Here is an 18,005-nt window from a genome sequence, read left to right as displayed (position 1 = left end):
TTTGGGAACAGCGTGGCGATGACGTCCAACAAGGAATATTGGTACCCCGTGACAACTAAAAGTTATTCCAGAGGCGCTTGGCTGTTCAGGCCCGGGGCCGCCACCATGCGTTGCGGCCCGACATCAGCGGCGTATTGGCTGACCACCTGGCGACTCATCTGGACGATGTTCTCGATCAGTTCAAGGCCGACGCCAGCGCGCCAGGAGGCGACCACGTCGAGTTGGGGCAGGGCGGTGCCGGGCTCGAGCTGGATCAGTTCGCCGCTGGCCAGCGGCTTGGCCACCAGCGCCGCCGGCAAGGCGCCAATGCCGAATCCGTCGCGAATCAGCCGGGTCATGGCCGACACCGAATTGACACAACTGACCCGCGGTGCCGTGATCCCATGGGCGTACAACAGGTTGAGCACATCCTGGTGCGGACGCGAATGCTTGACGAAGGTGATGATGCGCTCGCCCGCCATCTCCACCAGCGAAGCATAGGGACGGGCATAGATGGACTGGCTGGCGGCGATCCAGTGCATGGGATAGTGACCCAGCTCCAGGTTGCGCACGCTTTCGTGGCGGACCAGGTCGGTCTGGAACACGATGTCCAGGTAGCCTTTCTGCAGTTGCTCACAGAGATTGCGTGCCGCATCGGCGGTGATTTCGATTTCCACGGAGGGGAAGGCTTGCATCAGCATCGACATCAACGGGCTGAGCCAGGTGTGAATCACCGTATCCATCACGCCGATGCGCACCAGGCCTTGCTGCGGGCTGTTGGTGTCCAGTGACTGCTTCAACGCCCGCTGGACTTCGAGCATCTGTTCGGCGTAGTCGAGCACCTTGAGGCCTTCGGGTGTCAGCGAGACCCCACGCGAATCCCGCACGAACAGGCGCAAGCCCAATTCTTCTTCCAATGAAGCGATCCGGCTGGAGATCGCTGCCTGGGTGCTGAACATCTTCTCGGCGGTGAGGCTGAAGCTCTGCAGTCGGGCGACCCAGACGAAGGTTTCGAGGAATTTGAGGTTCATGAAGGCTCTCTGGGTGCGTGTGGTTCTTATGATTGCAATTGTTACTCCAGATCGCCCCATTGGATGCATCAAATTTTCTTATGTCCGATCGGGTGTTTTTCCCGTTTGACGTTGTGTGGATTCGCCGCAAAGAATCCGGCCCACGACGCAGGCACTGCGTCCGCATCTCCAACGACAACGCCTTCACAAAAGAATAACGAGGCGTGTCCGTCATCTTCGCTTGCTGCCGCAGGAACCTTCCATGGAAAAGACCATGACTGACGGCGTAACCACCGGGACAGGGCGCACGGGCCCATTCAGTTGGTACGGCCCCCTGTCGAAAAATGAAAAACGTACATTCTGGAGCTGCAAGATCGGCTATGCCTTGGACGGCATGGATACGCAGATGCTGAGTTTCGTTATTCCGACCCTGATCGCGACCTGGGGAATCTCCAAGGGCGACGCCGGCATGATCGGCACCTGCACCTTGTTGGCCTCGGCGGCTGGCGGGTGGATCGCCGGGATCCTGTCCGACCGTATCGGCCGGGTACGGACCCTGCAACTGACGGTCCTGTGGTTCGCGTTCTTCACCTTTTTGTGTGGGTTGGCGCAGAACTACGAACAATTGCTGGTGGCCCGGACCTTGATGGGCTTTGGCTTCGGCGGTGAATGGACCGCGGGGGCGGTGTTGATTGGCGAGGTTATCCGCTCCAAGGACCGTGGCAAGGCAGTGGGCATGGTGCAGGCTGGATGGGCGCTGGGCTGGGGGCTGACGGCGCTGCTGTATGCCGGGCTGTTCAGTTTCCTGCCGCCGGAACAAGCCTGGCGGGCATTGTTCATGATTGGCCTGGTACCGGCGCTGTTTGTGCTGGTAATCCGCCGACTGGTCAAGGAGTCGGACACCTTCGAACATGCTGTGCGGGAGCGCCAGGCCAAGCCAGAGCTGGGTTCGCGGTGGGCATTTTTCGAGATATTTGCCCCACGGATGCTCAGCACGACCTTGCGTGCCTCGCTGTTGACCACCGGTGCGCTGGGCGGCTACTACGCAATTACCACGTGGTTACCGACATACCTGAAAACCGAGCGCGGCCTGAGTGTGCTCGGTACCGGCGGTTACCTGGCGATGGTCATCGTCGGTTCCTACGTCGGCTATGTCACCAGTGCGTTGTTGACCGATGCCATCGGCCGCAAAAAGAACTTCATTCTGTTCGCCGTCGGGTCCATGGCAATCGTCCTGGCCTACACCCAACTGCCCATCGATAACGCCTGGATGCTCTGGCTGGGCTTCCCACTGGGTTTCTTCGCTTCGGGCATCTTCGCCGGCATGGGCGCGTTCCTGACTGAGCTGTTTCCCACCCGTATGCGTGGGTCGGGTCAGGGGTTCTGCTACAACGCCGGGCGCTCCATCGCGGCGCTGTTCCCGTTGTTCATCGGCACGCTGAGCAACACCTTGCCCATCGGCACCGGGATCGGTGTATTCGCCGCCGGCGCCTATGGCGTGGTGATCCTGGCGGCGTTGAGTCTGCCGGAAACCCGCGGCAGACAGCTCGAATCCTGACGACCCGTGGCGTCCGCGCGCAGAGCGGACGCCGCAACAACCTTTAAAACAACAACCATCGGACGCGACGGCAGCGCCCCCGAGAGGGTTCGCTCGCGTCCATAAAAAGGAGCATGCCATGCGGCATTTCACATCCACCTGGTTTCATACCCCCGCCGGTACGTTGCTCGGCCTGAGCCTGATCGGCATGCCGAACGCCCAGGCCGACTTCATCGCCGACAGCAAAGGCAGCCTGGAGGCCCGCAACTTTTACTTCAACCGCGACTTCCGCCAGGAGGGCGCACGGGACAAGGCTGAAGAATGGGCCCAGGGCTTTTTGCTGCGAATGGAGTCGGGATACACCGCCGGCACCGTAGGTTTCGGCCTCGATGCCTTGGGCATGGCCGGCTTCAAACTCGATTCCGGGGGCGGCACGGCGGGCACCAATCTGTTACCGGCGGATTTGTCGGGCGGTTCGCAAGACCGTTATGGCGAACTGGGCCTGACTGCCAAGGTGCGCCTATCCAATAGCACCTTGAAGCTGGGGACGTTGCAGATCAAGGACCCGGCGGTGAGTTCCAACGACACGCGCCTGTTACCAGGAACGTTCAAGGGCGGCTTGTTGAGCGTGCAGGAAATCGATCGCTTGAAGCTGACCGCCGGGCAACTCACGCAGATCAACTTTGTCGATTCCACCGACTACCAGGACATGACCGCCAACCGCATCGGTGGAAACAGCGACAAATTCCAGTTCGCCGGGGCGGACTATCAGTTCCTGCCGAACCTCACCGCGCAATACCGCTATAGCCAGTTGGAAGACATCTACCAGCAAAACTACCTCGGGTTCGTCCACACCCTGGACCTGGGCGCGGGCCAATCATTCAAGAGCGACGTGCGCTATTCGCGCAGCACCGAGGATGGCAACTTCCGCGATCTCGACAACCAGGCCTTCGGCGCCTTGTTCACCTACAGCCTGGCGGGCCATGCGTTGGGCCTGGGCTACCAGCGCATGAGCGGCGACGACCCGTTTCCCTACATCGGACGCAGCGATCCCTACCTGGTCAACTTCGTGCAGATCGGCGACTTCGCCAACATCAAGGAACGTTCCTGGCAAGCGCGTTATGACTACAACTTCGCAGCCATTGGCGTGCCAGGGTTGACCTTCATGACTCGCTACATCACCGGCGACAACGTCCAGCGCACCGCCCCGGGCGAAGGTAAGGAATGGGAGCGCAACACGGATATCGCCTATGTGGTGCAGGACGGCACGCTGAAAGGGCTGGGCTTGAAATGGCGCAATGCGACGGTGCGTTCGAATTTTGGCAACGACCTGGATGAGAACCGGTTGATCGTCAGCTATACGATGGCGCTGTGGTAAGAATCATCTCTCTGGCGACTGGTATTGTTCGGCCACCAAAAGCAGCGACTGCGGCACCGGACTTTGTGGGTGCTGCGGTTCCTGCAGGCCCACCAGGCGGAAACCGGCCATGTCCAGGGCATTGAGCCAACTGGACAAGGTGCGGAAATACCACGGCATGGGTCGCCATTGGCCTTTGAAGCCGTCGAAGGTTTCTTCGCGCCAGCCGTCCTGATAATTGCCCGCCGCCACTGTCCACGGGTGCAACGTCTGGATCACTAGCGCTCCGCCCGGGCTTAGCAGAACGTTCATCGCCGCGAGCAATGGGATGATGTCCTGGTGCAACAGGGCGAAGTTGGCGCAGATCAGGTCGTAGTCGTTGCCGACGTCCACTTTAGCCTCCACCAGCGCCTCATAGCTTGCCAGGTGCACCGGCGAGGACCCCGCGGCCCGGGCCGCATCGACCAGTATCGCGTCGCCATCCACACCGACCGCCTCGATGCCCCGTTCAGTCAGCGCCCGCAACAGCCAGCCTTCGCCGCAGCCCAGGTCAAGCACGCGTTCGGGCTGGCGGCTCAGCACCGCCAGCAGCATGGCCTGGTCGGTGACCGTTTGGCGGCTTTCGATGGCACCGGTGCGAATGGCTTCGATCCAGGCCTGGGCGTTGTGGTGCCAGCTTTGGAGGAGGGTGGTTTCGGAGGTCGACATGGATCCAGCTCCGCAGTGAATGGGGTCAGCATAGGACAATCGTTGGCCCGGGTCACAGCGGCCGATCAAGAAACAACAGGCGTGCCGCCAGCGCTGCCATGACCCCGGCAAAACCATACGTGCCCAGGCGCCTTGAAATCCCGCTGTTTGCCAGTCTCGCCCTGAGCTGTGCGGCGCAAACACCCAGCAGCGTATGGAAGACAAACGCAATCAATGCCAGCAACGCTCCGAGGAAGATCAGTTGCAGGCTTACGCCGCCGGCCTTGACGTTGACGAACTGGGGCAGGAACACCATGAAGAACAGCAGCGCCTTGGGATTCAAGAGGCTGTTGAGGGCGCCTCGGCAGAAGATTTTCCACTGCGAAGCCCCTTGGAGCTGACTATCTTGAGTCACTGCCGGCGTTCTCAGGGCTTGCCAGGCAAGCCACAGCAGATAAGCGGCCCCGGCCAGGCGCAGCACGTCGAACGCCGGCGCCCAACTCATCACCAACGCGCCAATGCCAGCGCTGACCATCATGGTCATCAGCACGTCCGCCAGGGAAATGCCGAGGGCGGCCGCGACGCCGGCACGCCAACCGTGGGCCAACGCATGGCTGGTGACAAAGGCCATGTTGGGCCCCGGAACGATCAGCAAAAGCACGACAGCAACCACGAACAGATAGAGATTGGCGGTATCCGGCATGGGATTCACTCCGTGGGATGAGCCTCGACAGTAAGCGAACGGCGAGCAGGGCGTCAGTTACAGTCCGGGCCTAACTGATAGCAACAGTCGTCTCTCTCGCGATGAATCACGGGAATCGCTAAACTGCGGCCCCGAATTTCAGCAAGGAAGTGGGTGGATGCGTTCGCTCGTCAGCAGTGTGCTTCTCTCCATGACTGTGGCGGCCCCGGTCATGGCCGAACCAAGGTCATTTTCGGTGAATGACCGCAGCGGCCAATACCTGGTCGAAGTGCTGTTCCCGGAGCCGCCGGAAGATCCACATCAACTGGCGCAAGCGTTCATCACCGTGCGCGACAACAACACCCACGAAACCCTGCAGCAATTGCAGACACCCGCCGGCAATGTGCCCGTGGACCGCAACGGCAAGGTCGATAACTGGCTACTTGGCCCCCAGAGCCTGTTGTACTTCGACGACTTCAACTTCGATGGCCGCCAGGACTTGGCGATCCGCAACGGCAACGATCCCGACGCGAGCTACAAACCGACGTTCGACGTCTACCTGCAAGACCCGCGGAAAGCCCAATGGGTCCTCAACTCTGCCTTGACGGCCCTGGCCAAGGAGGACAGCAAAGGCATGTTCTCCGTCAGCCCTCTGGACGGCGTTCTGCTGTCACAAACCGACCGCGACTGCTGCTGGACGCGCGCCACTCAATGGAAAATGCACGGCGACGAGTTGGTCCTGCTTCGCTCGGACACCGAGGAGCAAATCCAGCCGACCGAGCCAGGCGAAAATACCAGCATGCCCAGCGGCTACACGCTGCGTACCACGGGTGAATGGAAAGAGGGCCAATGGCAGGAACAATCGCGCCTGGAAGGCCCCGAGAAAGAGGACCCAGTGATCCTAGCCGGGACCCTCGACGGCAAGACCCCGGTGGAGCTCTGGTATCAGGTGCAAGGTGCCGTGATCATTGGCGAGGTGCGCTATACCCAGGCGGGCGGCGGCGAACCGATCAAGCTGCTGGGCATTCGGGAAGACGCGGATGACGACCTTATCAGCCTCCATGAATATGCCGGCGATGGCCGCCAAACGGGTACCTGGCGGATGTCCCGGGAGCAAGTCGAGCCCAATTTTTTTACCGGCACGTGGGTCAGCGACGCCAAGGGCGACGACCGGCAACTGGCAGTCCTGCTGCATGATGAAGAACGGGAATTGGATGGCGACAAAATCGACGACGTCGACTCTGACCAGCGCAGCGGCCATTACCAGATGCGCCAGGATGCCCTGGGGCTTGACGCGGATCTGGATTTGAAGATCCTCCCTGAGCGGGATGCCAACGGAAGAGAAATCGCTGAATTCACCGTAACCACGAAGCACAGCGTGACCGAGCATCACGTCGTGCCGATGGACACCGACAACCTGATCATCGTGCGCGAGCCGCAAGCCTCCGAGAAGAACGGTCCGTATCACATTCAACTGGTGAAAGGCTTTGCGGTCATTGGCTACAACGCGGTGCCGGATTCGCAGGGCGGCCTGGCAGGGGGGTATTTGAAGCTGCGTTGAGCACGGCATCGGTGTGGATGAAGGCCAGCCTTCATCCACTGCGTTGTGCCTGCAGGGCAGCGAGCGTTTTGTCAGTCGCTGGCTTTTACCGACTATCCCCCTCGATTTCGATGCAAAAGGGTATTGGGCGCAACGCCAAATGCCTTGCGAAACGCATGGCTGAAGTGTGAGAAGTCAGAAAATCCGTAGTCGAGTGCCGCTTGAGAAACGCTGCGTACCTGGCCGCGTTCAATGGCTTCACGACTGGCATGCAGGCGTTCTTTCCAGATTTCTGCAACGGGGGTTTTCTGGTAGCGCGCGAAGGCGCGCGTAACGGTTCTGGTGGAGACATTGTGAGCCTGGGCGATGACTTCAATCGACAGTTCCGGCTCGGTCAGGTGCCGTTGAATGTACTTCATGATGCGGCCGTAGAGATCCAGCTCCTCATGGGAAGTCTTCAAGTCCTGGAGTTCCAGGCTGATGACGAGGAGGTCGAGCAATGTGCTGGAATAACGGTTGGAGATGTTCTCATCCTGCAACGATGCCGGCGTGCTCGCGGCCTGGCGCAACATTTCTCGTAATGGAGCGACGCCGGGGCGTCGGTCGTCGAGGACCATGGCGGTGTAATCGGCGACACGGGGCAAACGCTCGGTGAGTAATGCTCGCGGAATACGCACCAAGTGGTTTTCGGTACCACCGAAGCTGAATCGAAACGTCTGGTTTGCGTCATAAAGAAACAAACTGCCGGGGGCCAGACTGGCTTTTCGCCCGCCCTGTTCAAGTTGGCCATGGCCGTTTCGAGAGAAACCCAACCACAGGTCTTCGGCCGGGCCACTGCGCAAATGCCCGGCGGAGCGTTCCCAATAATGCAGCGGCGCTGACAGGGAGCAGATGTCCAGGGCGCCCATGGCGTTGACGGCCAGTGCCCCATCAAAACTGCTCTGCGACAACGGTTTGCTATCGGCCGCCAGGCAATGACGACAGACGACTTCTTTCCAGTAATCAAAGCGACGAGGGGCCGAGACGGCAAGGGTCGAATACTGAGTGCTTTGGTTCATGGCACTGACCTCGGTACGGCGATATGAGCTCAAGAAGTTGTAATGGGCTTGTGAACATCAGCTGTTACTCGCAGCAATTACCAGGCCATGGGCACTCACGGATGGCCTGGAGGGCTGTGTAACGTCCATTCAAAGGCAGAGAACCAGACGTTTTTGGTGCGGGCGCACCAACAGCGATCACGTGAAGCCCTCTGCGCCTGCGTTGTCTTTTCCAACCAAACGGTTGTCTTGACGAACAAAGCTCCCCGTTGCTCTCCCGCCTAATTTTCACCTCACAGCAGCTCATGTCCCCGCTGATGAGGCACGCCATGTATCGACACTGTTCACAACGATTGCCCGACGCCTCCTGGTTTCTGCAGATGCGCGACCTCGTGCCTGAAGAGTCGGCTTACTGGTTGATTGAATGGGGCGCCATGAAGCTGCTGCACCGACGGCAGGTCGCCAGACGCAGCCAGCCACCGGGACGCTAACTCCCACCCGTACGCCTGAAAATAACGAGGAGCTCAAGATGGAATCTGCAATCGATAAACATCTCAAATGCCCACGCACACTGTCTCGCCGTGTGCCCGACGAATACCAGCCGCCGTTTCCGATGTGGGTGGCGCGCGCTAACGAGCAATTGGAACAAGTGGTGATGGGTTACCTCGGTGTGCAGTATCGAGGCGAGGGCCAGCGCGAGGCAGCGCTGCAGGCCATGCGTCATATCGTGGGCAGTTTCAACCTGCCCGACGGCCCGCAAACCCATGATTTGACCCACCACACCGACAATAACGGCTTTGATAACTTGATTGTCGTGGGGTACTGGAAAGACCCTGCTGCCCATTGTCGCTGGTTGCGCTCACCCGAAGTGAACGGTTGGTGGGCTTCACCGGATCGCCTCAGTGACGGCCTTGGCTATTTTCGCGAAATCACCGCGCCGCGTGCAGAACAGTTTGAAACGTTGTATGCCTTCCAGGAAAACCTGCCCGGTGTCGGCGCGGTCATGGACGCGACCAGTGGTGAAATCGAGGAGCACGGTTACTGGGGGTCGATGCGCGACCGCTTCCCGATCTCCCAGACGGACTGGATGAAACCCTCGGACGAACTGAAAGTGATCGCGGGTGATCCTGCCAAAGGCGGACGGGTCGTGGTCCTGGGGCATGACAACCTCACGTTGATTCGTTCTGGCCAGGACTGGGCGGACGCCGAGGCGGACGAACGCTCACTGTACCTCGACGAAATCCTGCCGACGTTGCAGGACGGCATGAACTTCCTGCGTGACAACGGCCAACCGCTGGGCTGCTACAGCAACAGGTTCGTGCGCAATATCGACATGGACGGCAACTTTCTCGACCTGAGCTACAACATCGGCCACTGGCGCTCGGTCGAGAAGCTCGAACGCTGGGCAGAATCCCATCCTACCCACCTGCGCATTTTCGTGACGTTCTTCCGGGTGGCCGCAGGTTTGAAGAAGTTGCGGCTGTACCACGAAGTGTCCGTGTCGGACGCCAAGAACCAGGTGTTCGAGTACATCAATTGTCATCCGCAAACCGGGATGTTGCGCGACGCGCAGTCGGCAAAAGCCTGAGCGCCATCCGCGTTTTGAACGCCTCTGCAACTTCAATCTGGCTTGCCGCGTCGCTCGGGCGGCACGGTATTCCTTGCAAGGAAAAAATAATGAATAAGGTCCGTCTGCTGGCAATCACCACGCTATTGCCCACGTTTCATGCGAATGCCGTTGAGGTCGCCCCCGGCGACTACGAACAATATCCCGTCGGCGCGACCATCGGTGCGATTTATTACCAGCATTCCACCACGGATTCAGCCTATGCCAACGGCCATAAGGTCAGCTCGGACTTCGCGTTGAGTTCGGACGTCGGCATCCTGCGTCTGCTCCATGTCTACGCACTGAGCGACACGGTCACCATCGACCCGCAATTCCTCTTGCCCTTCGGGCACGTCTCCAGCGGCGGCGATGCTTCAACGCTGGGCAGTACGCGTGGGGTGGGCGACTTGATCCTGACCGCGCCGGTCAAGCTGCGGCTCAACGATGCCCGCGACACCCTCAGCATCGCCCCCTATCTGTTCGTTCCCACGGGTACCTATGACAAGGACGACGCCCTGAACATCGGTGAGAACCGCTGGAAGTTCGAGCTGCAGAGCGCCTACGTCAAGCACTTCACGCAGAAGTGGGCGATGGATCTGGTCGCAGGTGCCACCTGGTATGGCGATAACACTGATTACGGCGCAAATGCCGATCGTCTCGAACAGGACGTTTCCTACGCAGCACAGGTCATGGGGCGCTATATGCCGGACGCCACCACCACGTTCGCTATCGGTTTCGGGCGCAACTGGGGAGGCGAGACCCGCGTCGAGAAGGTCAACCAGGACAACGAAATCGGCACGACCAACTTCCGTCTGACGGCCACCAAATTCGTCACCGCCCAGGACCAGATTCAACTGCAGCTGGGCAAGGATCTTTCGGTGGACAACGGTCCCAGGGAGGACTTCCGGATGAACCTGCGTTATGTGCGGGTGTTTTGAGGTAACCGGCGGCAGGCAGCGGCCGGATGCTCCTCCAGCAGTCAGCGGAGCGTGTCCGGCTCAGCCAAGTCGTTGTCTTTTTCAATCAAGCCTGCGCGCAGGGCTCCGGATTATCTTCAACCCCAGGCCCACCGACATTCGATGCGCCCGCAGTGCTTACAGGCCATTACGATAAGGAAAGCGCCACCATGGCAATCGTCCGCCCCTCTCTTGAGCAGCTACTGGACATCGCGAGCAGCCTGCACATGCAGCTAAGCCGTGAGCAAGCCAGTGAATACCTGACCCTTATGCAGTCGAGCTTCGACGCCTACGACCTGGTCGACGAGCTGCCCGACTTCATCCCGTCGGTACGCTACGAGCGCAGTCCGGGCTACCGCCCATCGATGGCGCACAATCCGCTCAACGCCTGGTATTTCCGCACCGAAGTCAGCGGTGCGCGTGAGGGCAAGCTGGCGGGTAAGACAGTCGCGCTCAAGGACAATGTCTCATTGGCCGGCGTACCCATGATGAACGGTGCCTCGCCATTGGAGGGTTTCGTCCCTGCATTCGATGCCACCGTCGTCACCCGCTTGCTGGATGCGGGCGCGACCATCCTCGGCAAGGCAACGTGCGAGCACTACTGCCTGTCCGGCGGCAGCCACACCTCCGACCCCGCGCCGGTGCACAACCCTTACCGGCATGGCTTCACTTCCGGCGGCTCGTCTTCCGGCAGTGCGGCCCTGGTTGCCGCCGGCGAGGTGGACCTGGCGGTCGGTGGTGACCAGGGTGGGTCGATCCGGATTCCTTCGGCGTTCTGCGGTACCTACGGGATGAAACCGACCCACGGCCTGGTGCCCTACACCGGAATCATGGCGATCGAAGCCACTATCGATCATGCCGGCCCCATCACGGCGAACGTGCGAGACAACGCCTTGATGCTGGAGGTCATGGCGGGAGCGGACGGGCTCGATCCACGGCAGGCCGCGCCCCAGGTCGACACGTACAGCAATTATCTGGAGCGCGGGGTGAAAGGGCTCAGGATCGGCATCCTGCAGGAAGGTTTTCAACTGGCCAACCAGGATCCGCGTGTCGCCTCATCGGTGCGTAATGCCATCGCACAGTTCGTACGGCTTGGCGCGCAGGTCGAGGACGTCTCCGTTCCCGAGCACACCGTTGCCGGCTCTCTATGGCACCCCATCGGGTGTGAAGGCCTGACGATGCAGATGATGCACGGCAATGGCGCCGGTTTTAACTGGAAAGGCCTGTACGACCTCGCGCTGCTGGACAAGCAGGCCGGATGGCGCGAACAGGCGGATGAGCTGTCTGCTTCGCTCAAGCTGTGCATGTTTGTCGGCCAATACGGCGTCAACCGTTACAACGGCCGTTTTTATGCCAAGGCGCAAAACCTCAGACGCCTGGCCCGCTCCGGTTACGACGCGGCACTGGCGCGCTTTGACCTGCTGGTGATGCCGACCGTGCCCATCATTGCCCAACCGCACCCTGGAACTGATTGCTCGATCACCGAGTACGTGGCCCGGGCACTGGAGATGATTGGCAATGCTTCAGCCCAGGACATCACCGGCCATCCGGCCATGTCGATTCCCTGTGGGCTGGTGGACGGGTTGCCAGTCGGGCTCATGCTGGTTGGCAAGCACTATGCCGAAGGCACGATTTACCAGGCTGCCGCTGCCTTCGAGGCGTCTGTCGATTGGAAAAACCTTTAACCGATCCGTCTTTCGTGCAGCGCAAAAAACAACGACATCAAGCGTTGCTGTGAAGCTCAACGATGAGGAGTCAACTGATGAACGTACCTGGAAAAAATACCTCGACCCCGGGCGAGAGAGCACAAGCGTTGCTTCAAGTGCTCAAGCACAAGGACCTGATCCCCGACGGATACATCGAACAGATGACACAGCTGATGGCCCACGAATGGAGCCCGGAGAATGGAGCACGGGTTGTAGCCAAGGCCTGGGTCGACCCGCAGTTTCGTGAATGGCTGCTCAGGGACGGCACCGCTGCGTGCGCTCAGTTCGGCTATACCGGCCCGCAGGGCGAATACATCGTGGCCCTGGAAGATACGCCCACGTTGAAAAACGTGATCGTCTGCAGCCTGTGCTCTTGCACCAACTGGCCCGTCCTCGGTTTGCCGCCGGAATGGTACAAGGGCTTCGAATTCCGTGCGCGCCTGGTCAGGGAAGGGCGCACTGTCCTGCGGGAATTGGGCACCGACCTGCCAAGCGAGGTGACCGTCAAGGTGTGGGACACCAGCGCTGAAAGCCGCTACCTGGTGCTGCCTGTACGCCCCCAGGGCAGTGAGGCCATGGATGAGGAAGCGCTTCGAAAACTGATCACCAAGGACGTCCTGATTGGCGTGGCGCTACCGCACGTAGCGTAGCCGGGACGCTTTGTTTCTTGCATTTTCCAGAGGTATTCACGATGGATGGTTTTCACGATCTGGGTGGTTTTCAAGGCTTTGGCAAAGTCCCCCACACCATCAACAGTCTGAGCTACAAACCGGTGTTCAAGCAGGACTGGGAGCACCTGGCCTACAGCTTGATGTTCATCGGCGTCGATCACTTGAAAAAGTTCAGCGTGGATGAAGTGCGCCACGCTGTCGAACGCTTGGATGTTCGTCAACATGTCGGCACGCAGTATTACGAGCGTTACGTCATTGCGACCGCCACCCTGTTGGTCGAAAAGGGGGTGATTACCCAGGCGGAGCTCGACCATGCCTTGGGCTCGCACTTCAAGCTGGCCAATCCCCCTCATGCCAAAGGTCGTCCGGCGATCACCGGTCGGCCACCTTTCTCGGTGGGCGACCGGGTTGTCGTTCGAGACGAGTATGTGGCAGGGCACGTACGCATGCCGGTCTACGTACGGGGCAAGGAAGGCGTGATCCTGCACCGGACTTCCGAACAATGGCCTTTCCCGGACGCGATTGGCCATGGTGATTCGACTGCGGCGCATCAGCCAACCTACCACGTCGAGTTCCGCGTAAAAGACCTTTGGGGCGATGCCGCAGATGATGGTTTCGTGGTGGTCGACCTTTTCGAAAGCTACCTGGACCACGCCGACAGCACAGCAGCGGTGAACGCATGAATGACGGCGCCCTGACAGGCCGACTACCGGTGACGGTCCTTTCGGGCTTTCTAGGTGCCGGCAAAACCACGCTGCTGAACCATATCCTGCGCAACCGCGAAGGTCTGCGGGTAGCGGTCATCGTTAATGACATGAGCGAAGTCAACATCGACGCCGAGCAGGTGCAACGTACGGTCTCGTTGCACCGCGTTGACGATCAGTTGGTCGAGATGAGCAACGGCTGTATTTGCTGCACCCTGCGCGCCGACTTGCTCGAGCAAATCAGTCTCCTGGCGCGTCAGCAGCGTTTCGATTACCTGCTCATCGAATCCACGGGCATTTCCGAGCCGATGCCAGTCGCGGAAACGTTCGCCTTTCTCGATGCCGAAGGCTTCAGCCTCAGCGAACTGGCGCGGCTCGACACATTGGTAACGGTGGTCGACGGCAGTCATTTTCAGGCGTTGCTCGAGTCGCCGGACACCGTGGCCCGCGCCGACGCCAAGGACATGCCTGCGCGCCATCTGGCTGATCTGTTGATCGAACAGGTGGAGTACGCCAACGTCATTCTGGTCAACAAGCTGGACCTTATCGGTGAGGCTGGCTACCTGGCCTTGCGCGCGATCCTCGAAAGCCTGAACCCAACCGCACGGATCCTGCCGATGGCTTACGGTAACGTGGCGTTGACCAGCGTCCTCGGCACCCACCTTTTCGACTTGCCCAGCCTTGCGGCGTCACCGGGCTGGATGAGAACAATGGAGTCGATCGATGCGCCGGCCTCCGAATCGGACACCTATGGCGTGACCTCCTGGGTGTACCGGGAACGCGCTCCGTTCCACCCGCAGCGATTGCTCGATTTTCTCCGGCGGCCTTGGCGCAATGGTCGGCTGTTGCGCAGCAAAGGTTACTTCTGGGTCGCCAGCCGGCACCTGGAAACCGGCGTACTGGCGCAAAGCGGCAGGCAGTTCCAGTGGGACTATGCCGGGCGATGGTGGAACTTCATCGAGCCGTCGCAATGGCCGCGGGATGAATATCGGCTGCAGGGCATCATGGCCAAGTGGGACAGCGTCGTCGGCGACTGCCGGCAGGAACTGGTCTTTATCGGCCAGGATCTCGATACCGGCGTGTTACAGCGCGAACTCGACAACTGTCTGCTGAGTGCTCAGGAAATAGCCGCTGGTCCGTTGGCCTGGCAGGCCCTGCCGGGGGCGACGGCCTTTGACGCCGGAGCCTTGTCGGCATGCCCCACGCAATCCTTGTCGGTTGAGTCCATTGACCGAGGTAGAGGTGTTCCATGCTTTTTTTCAGTCGAACCACCCGCTGGGTATTGACGCTGCTCGCCGACAGACTGGAGCAGCCTGATCAGGCAAGCACGCCGTTGGCGTCGAGCAATCCTTTGCTGCGACGCCTCCTGGCAGGCGTCGAACAATTGCTGCTTGAGCGGCGAGGGCTACAGGAACAAGCGCGTGCGCTGACGTTGGAAGTCGCCGACCTGGGCGTGAGCCTGGCGGCCCGCGATAAGCTTCTACAGCAACTGGAGGCGCGCTGGGCACTGATCACTCAAGGCGCAGGCGAGCTGTTTTGGGCGCTGGAGTTGGATGGCACCGCAGCACCTGCGCTGGACTGTACGCTGGAGTGGGTGGGGGCTGCGTCGACCCGGCCCCAAGCCATCGACCAGCTCGGTCATTGGAGTGAACAGTTGCACCCGGCTGACCGTCAACGGCATTTGGACGCTCTCGCCAGGCATCTTGCCGATCGTAGCGGGCGGACGCCCTTTGTGTTGGACGTGCGAATGAGGGCCGCAGCGGACGGTAGCTATCGCTGGTGCAGGATCAGCGGTGACGCGCACCGTGATGCGCAGGGCGTACCTGTCGCCATCGGTGGAAGCTTGCGTGACATTCACGGACAGCACCTGCACGACGAGGAACTCGAATTGGCGGCTACTCGTTTCGACATTTCTCGGGAAATGCTCCATGACGGACTCTGGGATATCGAGGTCATGGCGGGCGACCCGGCGAATCCGAAAAATACCATTTGGTGGTCTTCGCAGATGCGTCGGCTGTTGGGATACACCACGGTTGAGGAGTTTCCCAACACACTGGAAAGCTGGACCTCGCGCCTGCATCCCGACGACAGCGCCCGGGCGATCGGTGCCTTTGTCGCACATGTGGAAGACCGCAGCGGGCAAACGCCGTTTGATGTCGATTATCGGCTCAAGCACAAAAGTGGCAGTTACCGCTGGTTTCGCGGCCGTGGTCAAACACGACGGGCAGCGGACGGCTCGGCGCAAAGGGTGGTGGGCGCCATCACCGATATCCATGCCAGTCACGAAGAAAGCGCGATGCGCGAGGCTCAGGAGCAACAGCACCGGGTGATGCAGGAAACCCTCAACAAGCTGACGCAAATCGTCGCGACCATCCAGGGGATTGCCAGCCAGACCAACCTGCTGGCGTTGAACGCAGCCATCGAGGCGGCGCGAGCGGGGGAGGCGGGGCGGGGATTTGCGGTGGTCGCCGATGAAGTGCGCAAGCTGGCCACCCGCACCAGCCAGGCGACCCAGCAGGCGGCCGATATGATGGACGGCTAGACAGAGGAAAGCGCCCGGGCGCGAGGCTAGAAAAACGACGAACAGTGACTATTCGCTACCGGACCCGCAACGCACCGAGCCGATGCATGAAAACATGGCCGAGCATTTTAAGCTGGCCGTCATGGACATCAGCCGTCTCAGCGTATCGATGGACTAAAGCCGCGCCTCTGTCGGCTTTACGACGCTGCGGATCAGCGAAGCGAATGTTTCCATGACCTCGTCCTCGCCATGCCGCCCTCGTACCAACGCGCCGGACAGGGCTTCCCCCGCGCCAACCAGGCCAATGCAGCATCGTTCGAGTTCATCCGCTGACCACGTCGTATGAGGTTCGAGCACAGACATGAACATCTGCACACAGTTATCCAGGAGCTCCTGGAATACCGCTGCCTTCTCTTCGCTGCCTGCCAGGGCGGCACCCACGGCATGGAATTCGTCGGTGTTATCGGCCGCGCAATGAATGTAGGCGTTGGCCAGGACCCGGGCCGTCTCCTCCAGGTTCCGCGCAGTCCTGGACATGGCGTCACGGAAAGCGCTGACCCGCTCGGTATCGATCCACTTGTAGAGCTCGATCAACAGACCCGAACGGGTGCCGAAATGATCGTAGACAACCGGTTTGGACACGCCGGCGCGAACGGCCAGATGCCCCAGGGTCAGCCGATCCGCGTCTTCTTCGCGCACGATCAGCAGCGCCGTATCCAGCAACTGTCGCCGCCGTTCGGCTTTCGCAAGCCGGCGAGGAGGGGAACCGGCAGGGCTGTGCTCAATGTTTTTCTGCACGTTTTTTTGCTCCTGGTCGCCAAAAACCTACCAATGGTAGGTTGAAGTGCATGATGTTGTGTTAGCTTACCTACTGAAAGTAGGTTTAAACCAGAGACAAGGAGAACACACCATGTCACTTGATCCTATCTTGTTAATGGGCGGTTCCGGCGCCATTGGCCACCACACTGCCCGGGCGCTACGCGCTGCTCATCCCGACGTACCACTGCTGATCGGTGGTCGCGACCTTGCCAAGGCTCAGCGCGCCGCGGAGCACATTGGCGGAGCGCAGGGCGTGGCGATTGACTCTGCCGCAGACGACCTGGGCCTTGGCGATCGCCCGGTCAGCGCCGTCGTGGTCTTTTATATGGACCACGCCCTTGCCGGATTGCGCTTTGCGCAAAAACGTGGCGTGCCGCACCTCAGCATTTCCTCCGGCGTTTTCGAGATCGCGCCGGAAATCGCGACCTACATGCACACGCCTGACGCCTCGCCCATTGTCCTCGGTTACGAATGGATGGTAGGCGCGACGACCGTGTCGACGCTGAGCGTTGCCCGGGCTTTTGGCCGGGTCCAGGACATCCGTATCAACGCGCTGGTCGATGAGCAGGACACCGGCGGCCCGACCGTCGCCACTGACTTTGAACACCTGAACAAAATGCTCCCCGCCGCGCTGACACGACGCGACGGTGTGTTCGTCTGGCGCGAAGGGGAGGACTCCAAGGCACGATTCCGCGCGGTGGATGGTACGGGAATCGATGCCACGGGCTTCTCGTCCATTGATGTGGTTGGCCTGGCGGCGGCGACAGGCGCGCCGAATGTTCAATTCAACCTGGGCACTGCGGTGAGTTCGACCCGGCGCCAGGGCAGGCCGATGTCTACCGAGATCATCATCGAACTCGTTGGTAAGGACCTCAAGGGCGAACCCCTGCATACACGTCATGCGGTCATCCACCCGGCAGGCGCTGCGCCATTGACCGGCCTCAGCGTCGCAATGACGCTTGAACGACTGCTCGGGTTGGACGGCCAGCCACCGACGCCGCCAGGGCTTTATTTTCCTTATCAACTGTTGGACGCCAGCGCGTATCTGGAACGTTTGAAGGAGGAGGGCGGTGAGTTGCGCACGCTGCCGGAGTAATGAGCGACGCAATTGCGTGTGCCGAGCGTTTCCTCCTTTTAGTCAGTGCTAGCCGGCTACCGGCCGGCAGACCTGACGATGAGAGGTGCCCCCCGGG

Annotated in this window: 15 protein-coding genes and 2 pseudogenes; 12 read left to right on the top strand and 5 right to left on the bottom strand. The window is 60.5% G+C overall.

The annotated features are described in order from the left end of the window. Positions 1-62 precede the first annotated feature (62 nt). Positions 63-1,010, bottom strand: a complete 948-nt coding sequence (locus AC30D9_RS01325; RefSeq protein ID WP_134924401.1) for a LysR family transcriptional regulator — start codon at positions 1,008-1,010, stop codon at positions 63-65. Between the two features lie 253 nt (positions 1,011-1,263). On the opposite strand from AC30D9_RS01325, the gene AC30D9_RS01320 reads away from it, so the two are divergent. Then, on the top strand, positions 1,264-2,547 hold the full coding sequence (locus AC30D9_RS01320; protein WP_167659319.1) for an MFS transporter: 1,284 nt from the start codon (positions 1,264-1,266) through the stop codon (positions 2,545-2,547). A gap of 118 nt (positions 2,548-2,665) precedes the next feature. Then, a complete protein-coding gene (locus AC30D9_RS01315; RefSeq protein WP_307572241.1) occupies positions 2,666-3,904 on the top strand; it encodes an OprD family porin in 1,239 nt (412 codons plus the stop codon). A 3-nt stretch (positions 3,905-3,907) separates the two neighbouring features. Here the strand turns inward: AC30D9_RS01315 and AC30D9_RS01310 are convergent, their stop codons facing one another. Next, positions 3,908-4,591: a class I SAM-dependent methyltransferase gene (locus AC30D9_RS01310; RefSeq protein WP_490143240.1), complete on the bottom strand. Its 684-nt coding sequence runs from the start codon at positions 4,589-4,591 to the stop codon at positions 3,908-3,910. Between the two features lie 52 nt (positions 4,592-4,643). After that, the gene (locus tag AC30D9_RS01305; RefSeq protein ID WP_134924397.1) at positions 4,644-5,273 is read right to left on the bottom strand and encodes a LysE family translocator; all 630 of its coding nucleotides are present in this window, start codon (positions 5,271-5,273) and stop codon (positions 4,644-4,646) included. Between the two features lie 157 nt (positions 5,274-5,430). Here AC30D9_RS01305 and AC30D9_RS01300 point away from each other — a divergent pair, with 157 nt between their 5' ends. Continuing rightward, the gene (locus AC30D9_RS01300) at positions 5,431-6,813 is read left to right on the top strand and encodes an XAC2610-related protein (protein ID WP_490143239.1); all 1,383 of its coding nucleotides are present in this window, start codon (positions 5,431-5,433) and stop codon (positions 6,811-6,813) included. 92 nt (positions 6,814-6,905) lie between these two features. Here AC30D9_RS01300 and AC30D9_RS01295 read toward each other — a convergent pair whose 3' ends face one another. Beyond that, on the bottom strand, positions 6,906-7,850 hold the full coding sequence (locus AC30D9_RS01295) for an AraC-like ligand-binding domain-containing protein (protein WP_307572244.1): 945 nt from the start codon (positions 7,848-7,850) through the stop codon (positions 6,906-6,908). Positions 7,851-8,358: 508 nt separating this feature from the next. Here AC30D9_RS01295 and oxdA point away from each other — a divergent pair. From oxdA to AC30D9_RS01255, 8 genes and pseudogenes are all read left to right on the top strand, one after another. Continuing rightward, positions 8,359-9,417, top strand: coding sequence for an aliphatic aldoxime dehydratase (gene oxdA / locus AC30D9_RS01290; RefSeq protein WP_307572245.1), 1,059 nt, complete (start codon positions 8,359-8,361; stop codon positions 9,415-9,417). 89 nt (positions 9,418-9,506) lie between these two features. Beyond that, positions 9,507-10,373 carry a transporter gene (locus AC30D9_RS01285; RefSeq protein WP_490143238.1) on the top strand — a complete coding sequence of 289 codons (867 nt, stop codon included), beginning with the start codon at positions 9,507-9,509 and terminating at the stop codon, positions 10,371-10,373. A 188-nt stretch (positions 10,374-10,561) separates the two neighbouring features. Continuing rightward, a complete protein-coding gene (locus AC30D9_RS01280; protein WP_490143237.1) occupies positions 10,562-12,076 on the top strand; it encodes an amidase in 1,515 nt (504 codons plus the stop codon). A 77-nt stretch (positions 12,077-12,153) separates the two neighbouring features. Continuing rightward, entirely contained in the window at positions 12,154-12,747 is a 594-nt protein-coding gene (gene nthA / locus AC30D9_RS01275) for a nitrile hydratase subunit alpha (RefSeq protein WP_490143236.1), read from the top strand. A 41-nt stretch (positions 12,748-12,788) separates the two neighbouring features. Further along, positions 12,789-13,451: a nitrile hydratase subunit beta gene (nthB, locus tag AC30D9_RS01270; RefSeq protein ID WP_490143235.1), complete on the top strand. Its 663-nt coding sequence runs from the start codon at positions 12,789-12,791 to the stop codon at positions 13,449-13,451. Next, positions 13,448-14,758 (top strand): GTP-binding protein, encoded by a 1,311-nt coding sequence (locus AC30D9_RS01265; RefSeq protein WP_490143234.1) that lies wholly within the window; start codon positions 13,448-13,450, stop codon positions 14,756-14,758. Before nthB ends, AC30D9_RS01265 begins: the two co-directional genes overlap by 4 nt. Next, positions 14,722-15,720, top strand: a pseudogene (locus tag AC30D9_RS01260) (PAS domain-containing protein); the annotation flags it as partial. The gene AC30D9_RS01265 and the pseudogene AC30D9_RS01260, both read left to right, overlap by 37 nt. Beyond that, positions 15,721-15,990: pseudogene (locus AC30D9_RS01255) on the top strand (methyl-accepting chemotaxis protein); the annotation flags it as partial. It abuts the pseudogene before it with no gap. Positions 15,991-16,167: 177 nt separating this feature from the next. On the opposite strand, the gene AC30D9_RS01250 reads toward AC30D9_RS01255, so the two are convergent. After that, complete coding sequence (locus AC30D9_RS01250) at positions 16,168-16,791, bottom strand: TetR/AcrR family transcriptional regulator (RefSeq protein ID WP_307572252.1); 624 nt, start codon at positions 16,789-16,791, stop codon at positions 16,168-16,170. A 112-nt stretch (positions 16,792-16,903) separates the two neighbouring features. On the opposite strand from AC30D9_RS01250, the gene AC30D9_RS01245 reads away from it, so the two are divergent. After that, positions 16,904-17,908, top strand: a complete 1,005-nt coding sequence (locus AC30D9_RS01245; protein WP_490143233.1) for an NAD(P)-dependent oxidoreductase — start codon at positions 16,904-16,906, stop codon at positions 17,906-17,908. Positions 17,909-18,005 lie beyond the last annotated feature (97 nt).

It is taken from the genome of Pseudomonas sp. DF11 (assembly GCF_058148565.1).
Note: the sequence above shows the minus strand (reverse complement) of the source record. Positions and strands in the feature narration are given on the sequence as shown.

Excerpts from the sequence above, each read along its gene's own strand:
- AC30D9_RS01285 (WP_490143238.1), top strand. The coding sequence starts at position 9,507 with ATGAATAAGGTCCGTCTGCTGGCAATCACCACGCTATTGCCCACGTTT.
- AC30D9_RS01300 (WP_490143239.1), top strand. The coding sequence starts at position 5,431 with ATGCGTTCGCTCGTCAGCAGTGTGCTTCTCTCCATGACTGTGGCGGCC.
- nthB (WP_490143235.1), top strand. The coding sequence starts at position 12,789 with ATGGATGGTTTTCACGATCTGGGTGGTTTTCAAGGCTTTGGCAAAGTC.
- AC30D9_RS01315 (WP_307572241.1), top strand. The coding sequence starts at position 2,666 with ATGCGGCATTTCACATCCACCTGGTTTCATACCCCCGCCGGTACGTTG.
- AC30D9_RS01320 (WP_167659319.1), top strand. The coding sequence starts at position 1,264 with ATGACTGACGGCGTAACCACCGGGACAGGGCGCACGGGCCCATTCAGT.
- AC30D9_RS01310 (WP_490143240.1), bottom strand. The coding sequence starts at position 4,591 with ATGTCGACCTCCGAAACCACCCTCCTCCAAAGCTGGCACCACAACGCC.
- AC30D9_RS01325 (WP_134924401.1), bottom strand. The coding sequence starts at position 1,010 with ATGAACCTCAAATTCCTCGAAACCTTCGTCTGGGTCGCCCGACTGCAG.
- AC30D9_RS01295 (WP_307572244.1), bottom strand. The coding sequence starts at position 7,850 with ATGAACCAAAGCACTCAGTATTCGACCCTTGCCGTCTCGGCCCCTCGT.
- nthA (WP_490143236.1), top strand. The coding sequence starts at position 12,154 with ATGAACGTACCTGGAAAAAATACCTCGACCCCGGGCGAGAGAGCACAA.
- AC30D9_RS01280 (WP_490143237.1), top strand. The coding sequence starts at position 10,562 with ATGGCAATCGTCCGCCCCTCTCTTGAGCAGCTACTGGACATCGCGAGC.
- AC30D9_RS01265 (WP_490143234.1), top strand. The coding sequence starts at position 13,448 with ATGAATGACGGCGCCCTGACAGGCCGACTACCGGTGACGGTCCTTTCG.
- AC30D9_RS01245 (WP_490143233.1), top strand. The coding sequence starts at position 16,904 with ATGTCACTTGATCCTATCTTGTTAATGGGCGGTTCCGGCGCCATTGGC.
- AC30D9_RS01305 (WP_134924397.1), bottom strand. The coding sequence starts at position 5,273 with ATGCCGGATACCGCCAATCTCTATCTGTTCGTGGTTGCTGTCGTGCTT.
- oxdA (WP_307572245.1), top strand. The coding sequence starts at position 8,359 with ATGGAATCTGCAATCGATAAACATCTCAAATGCCCACGCACACTGTCT.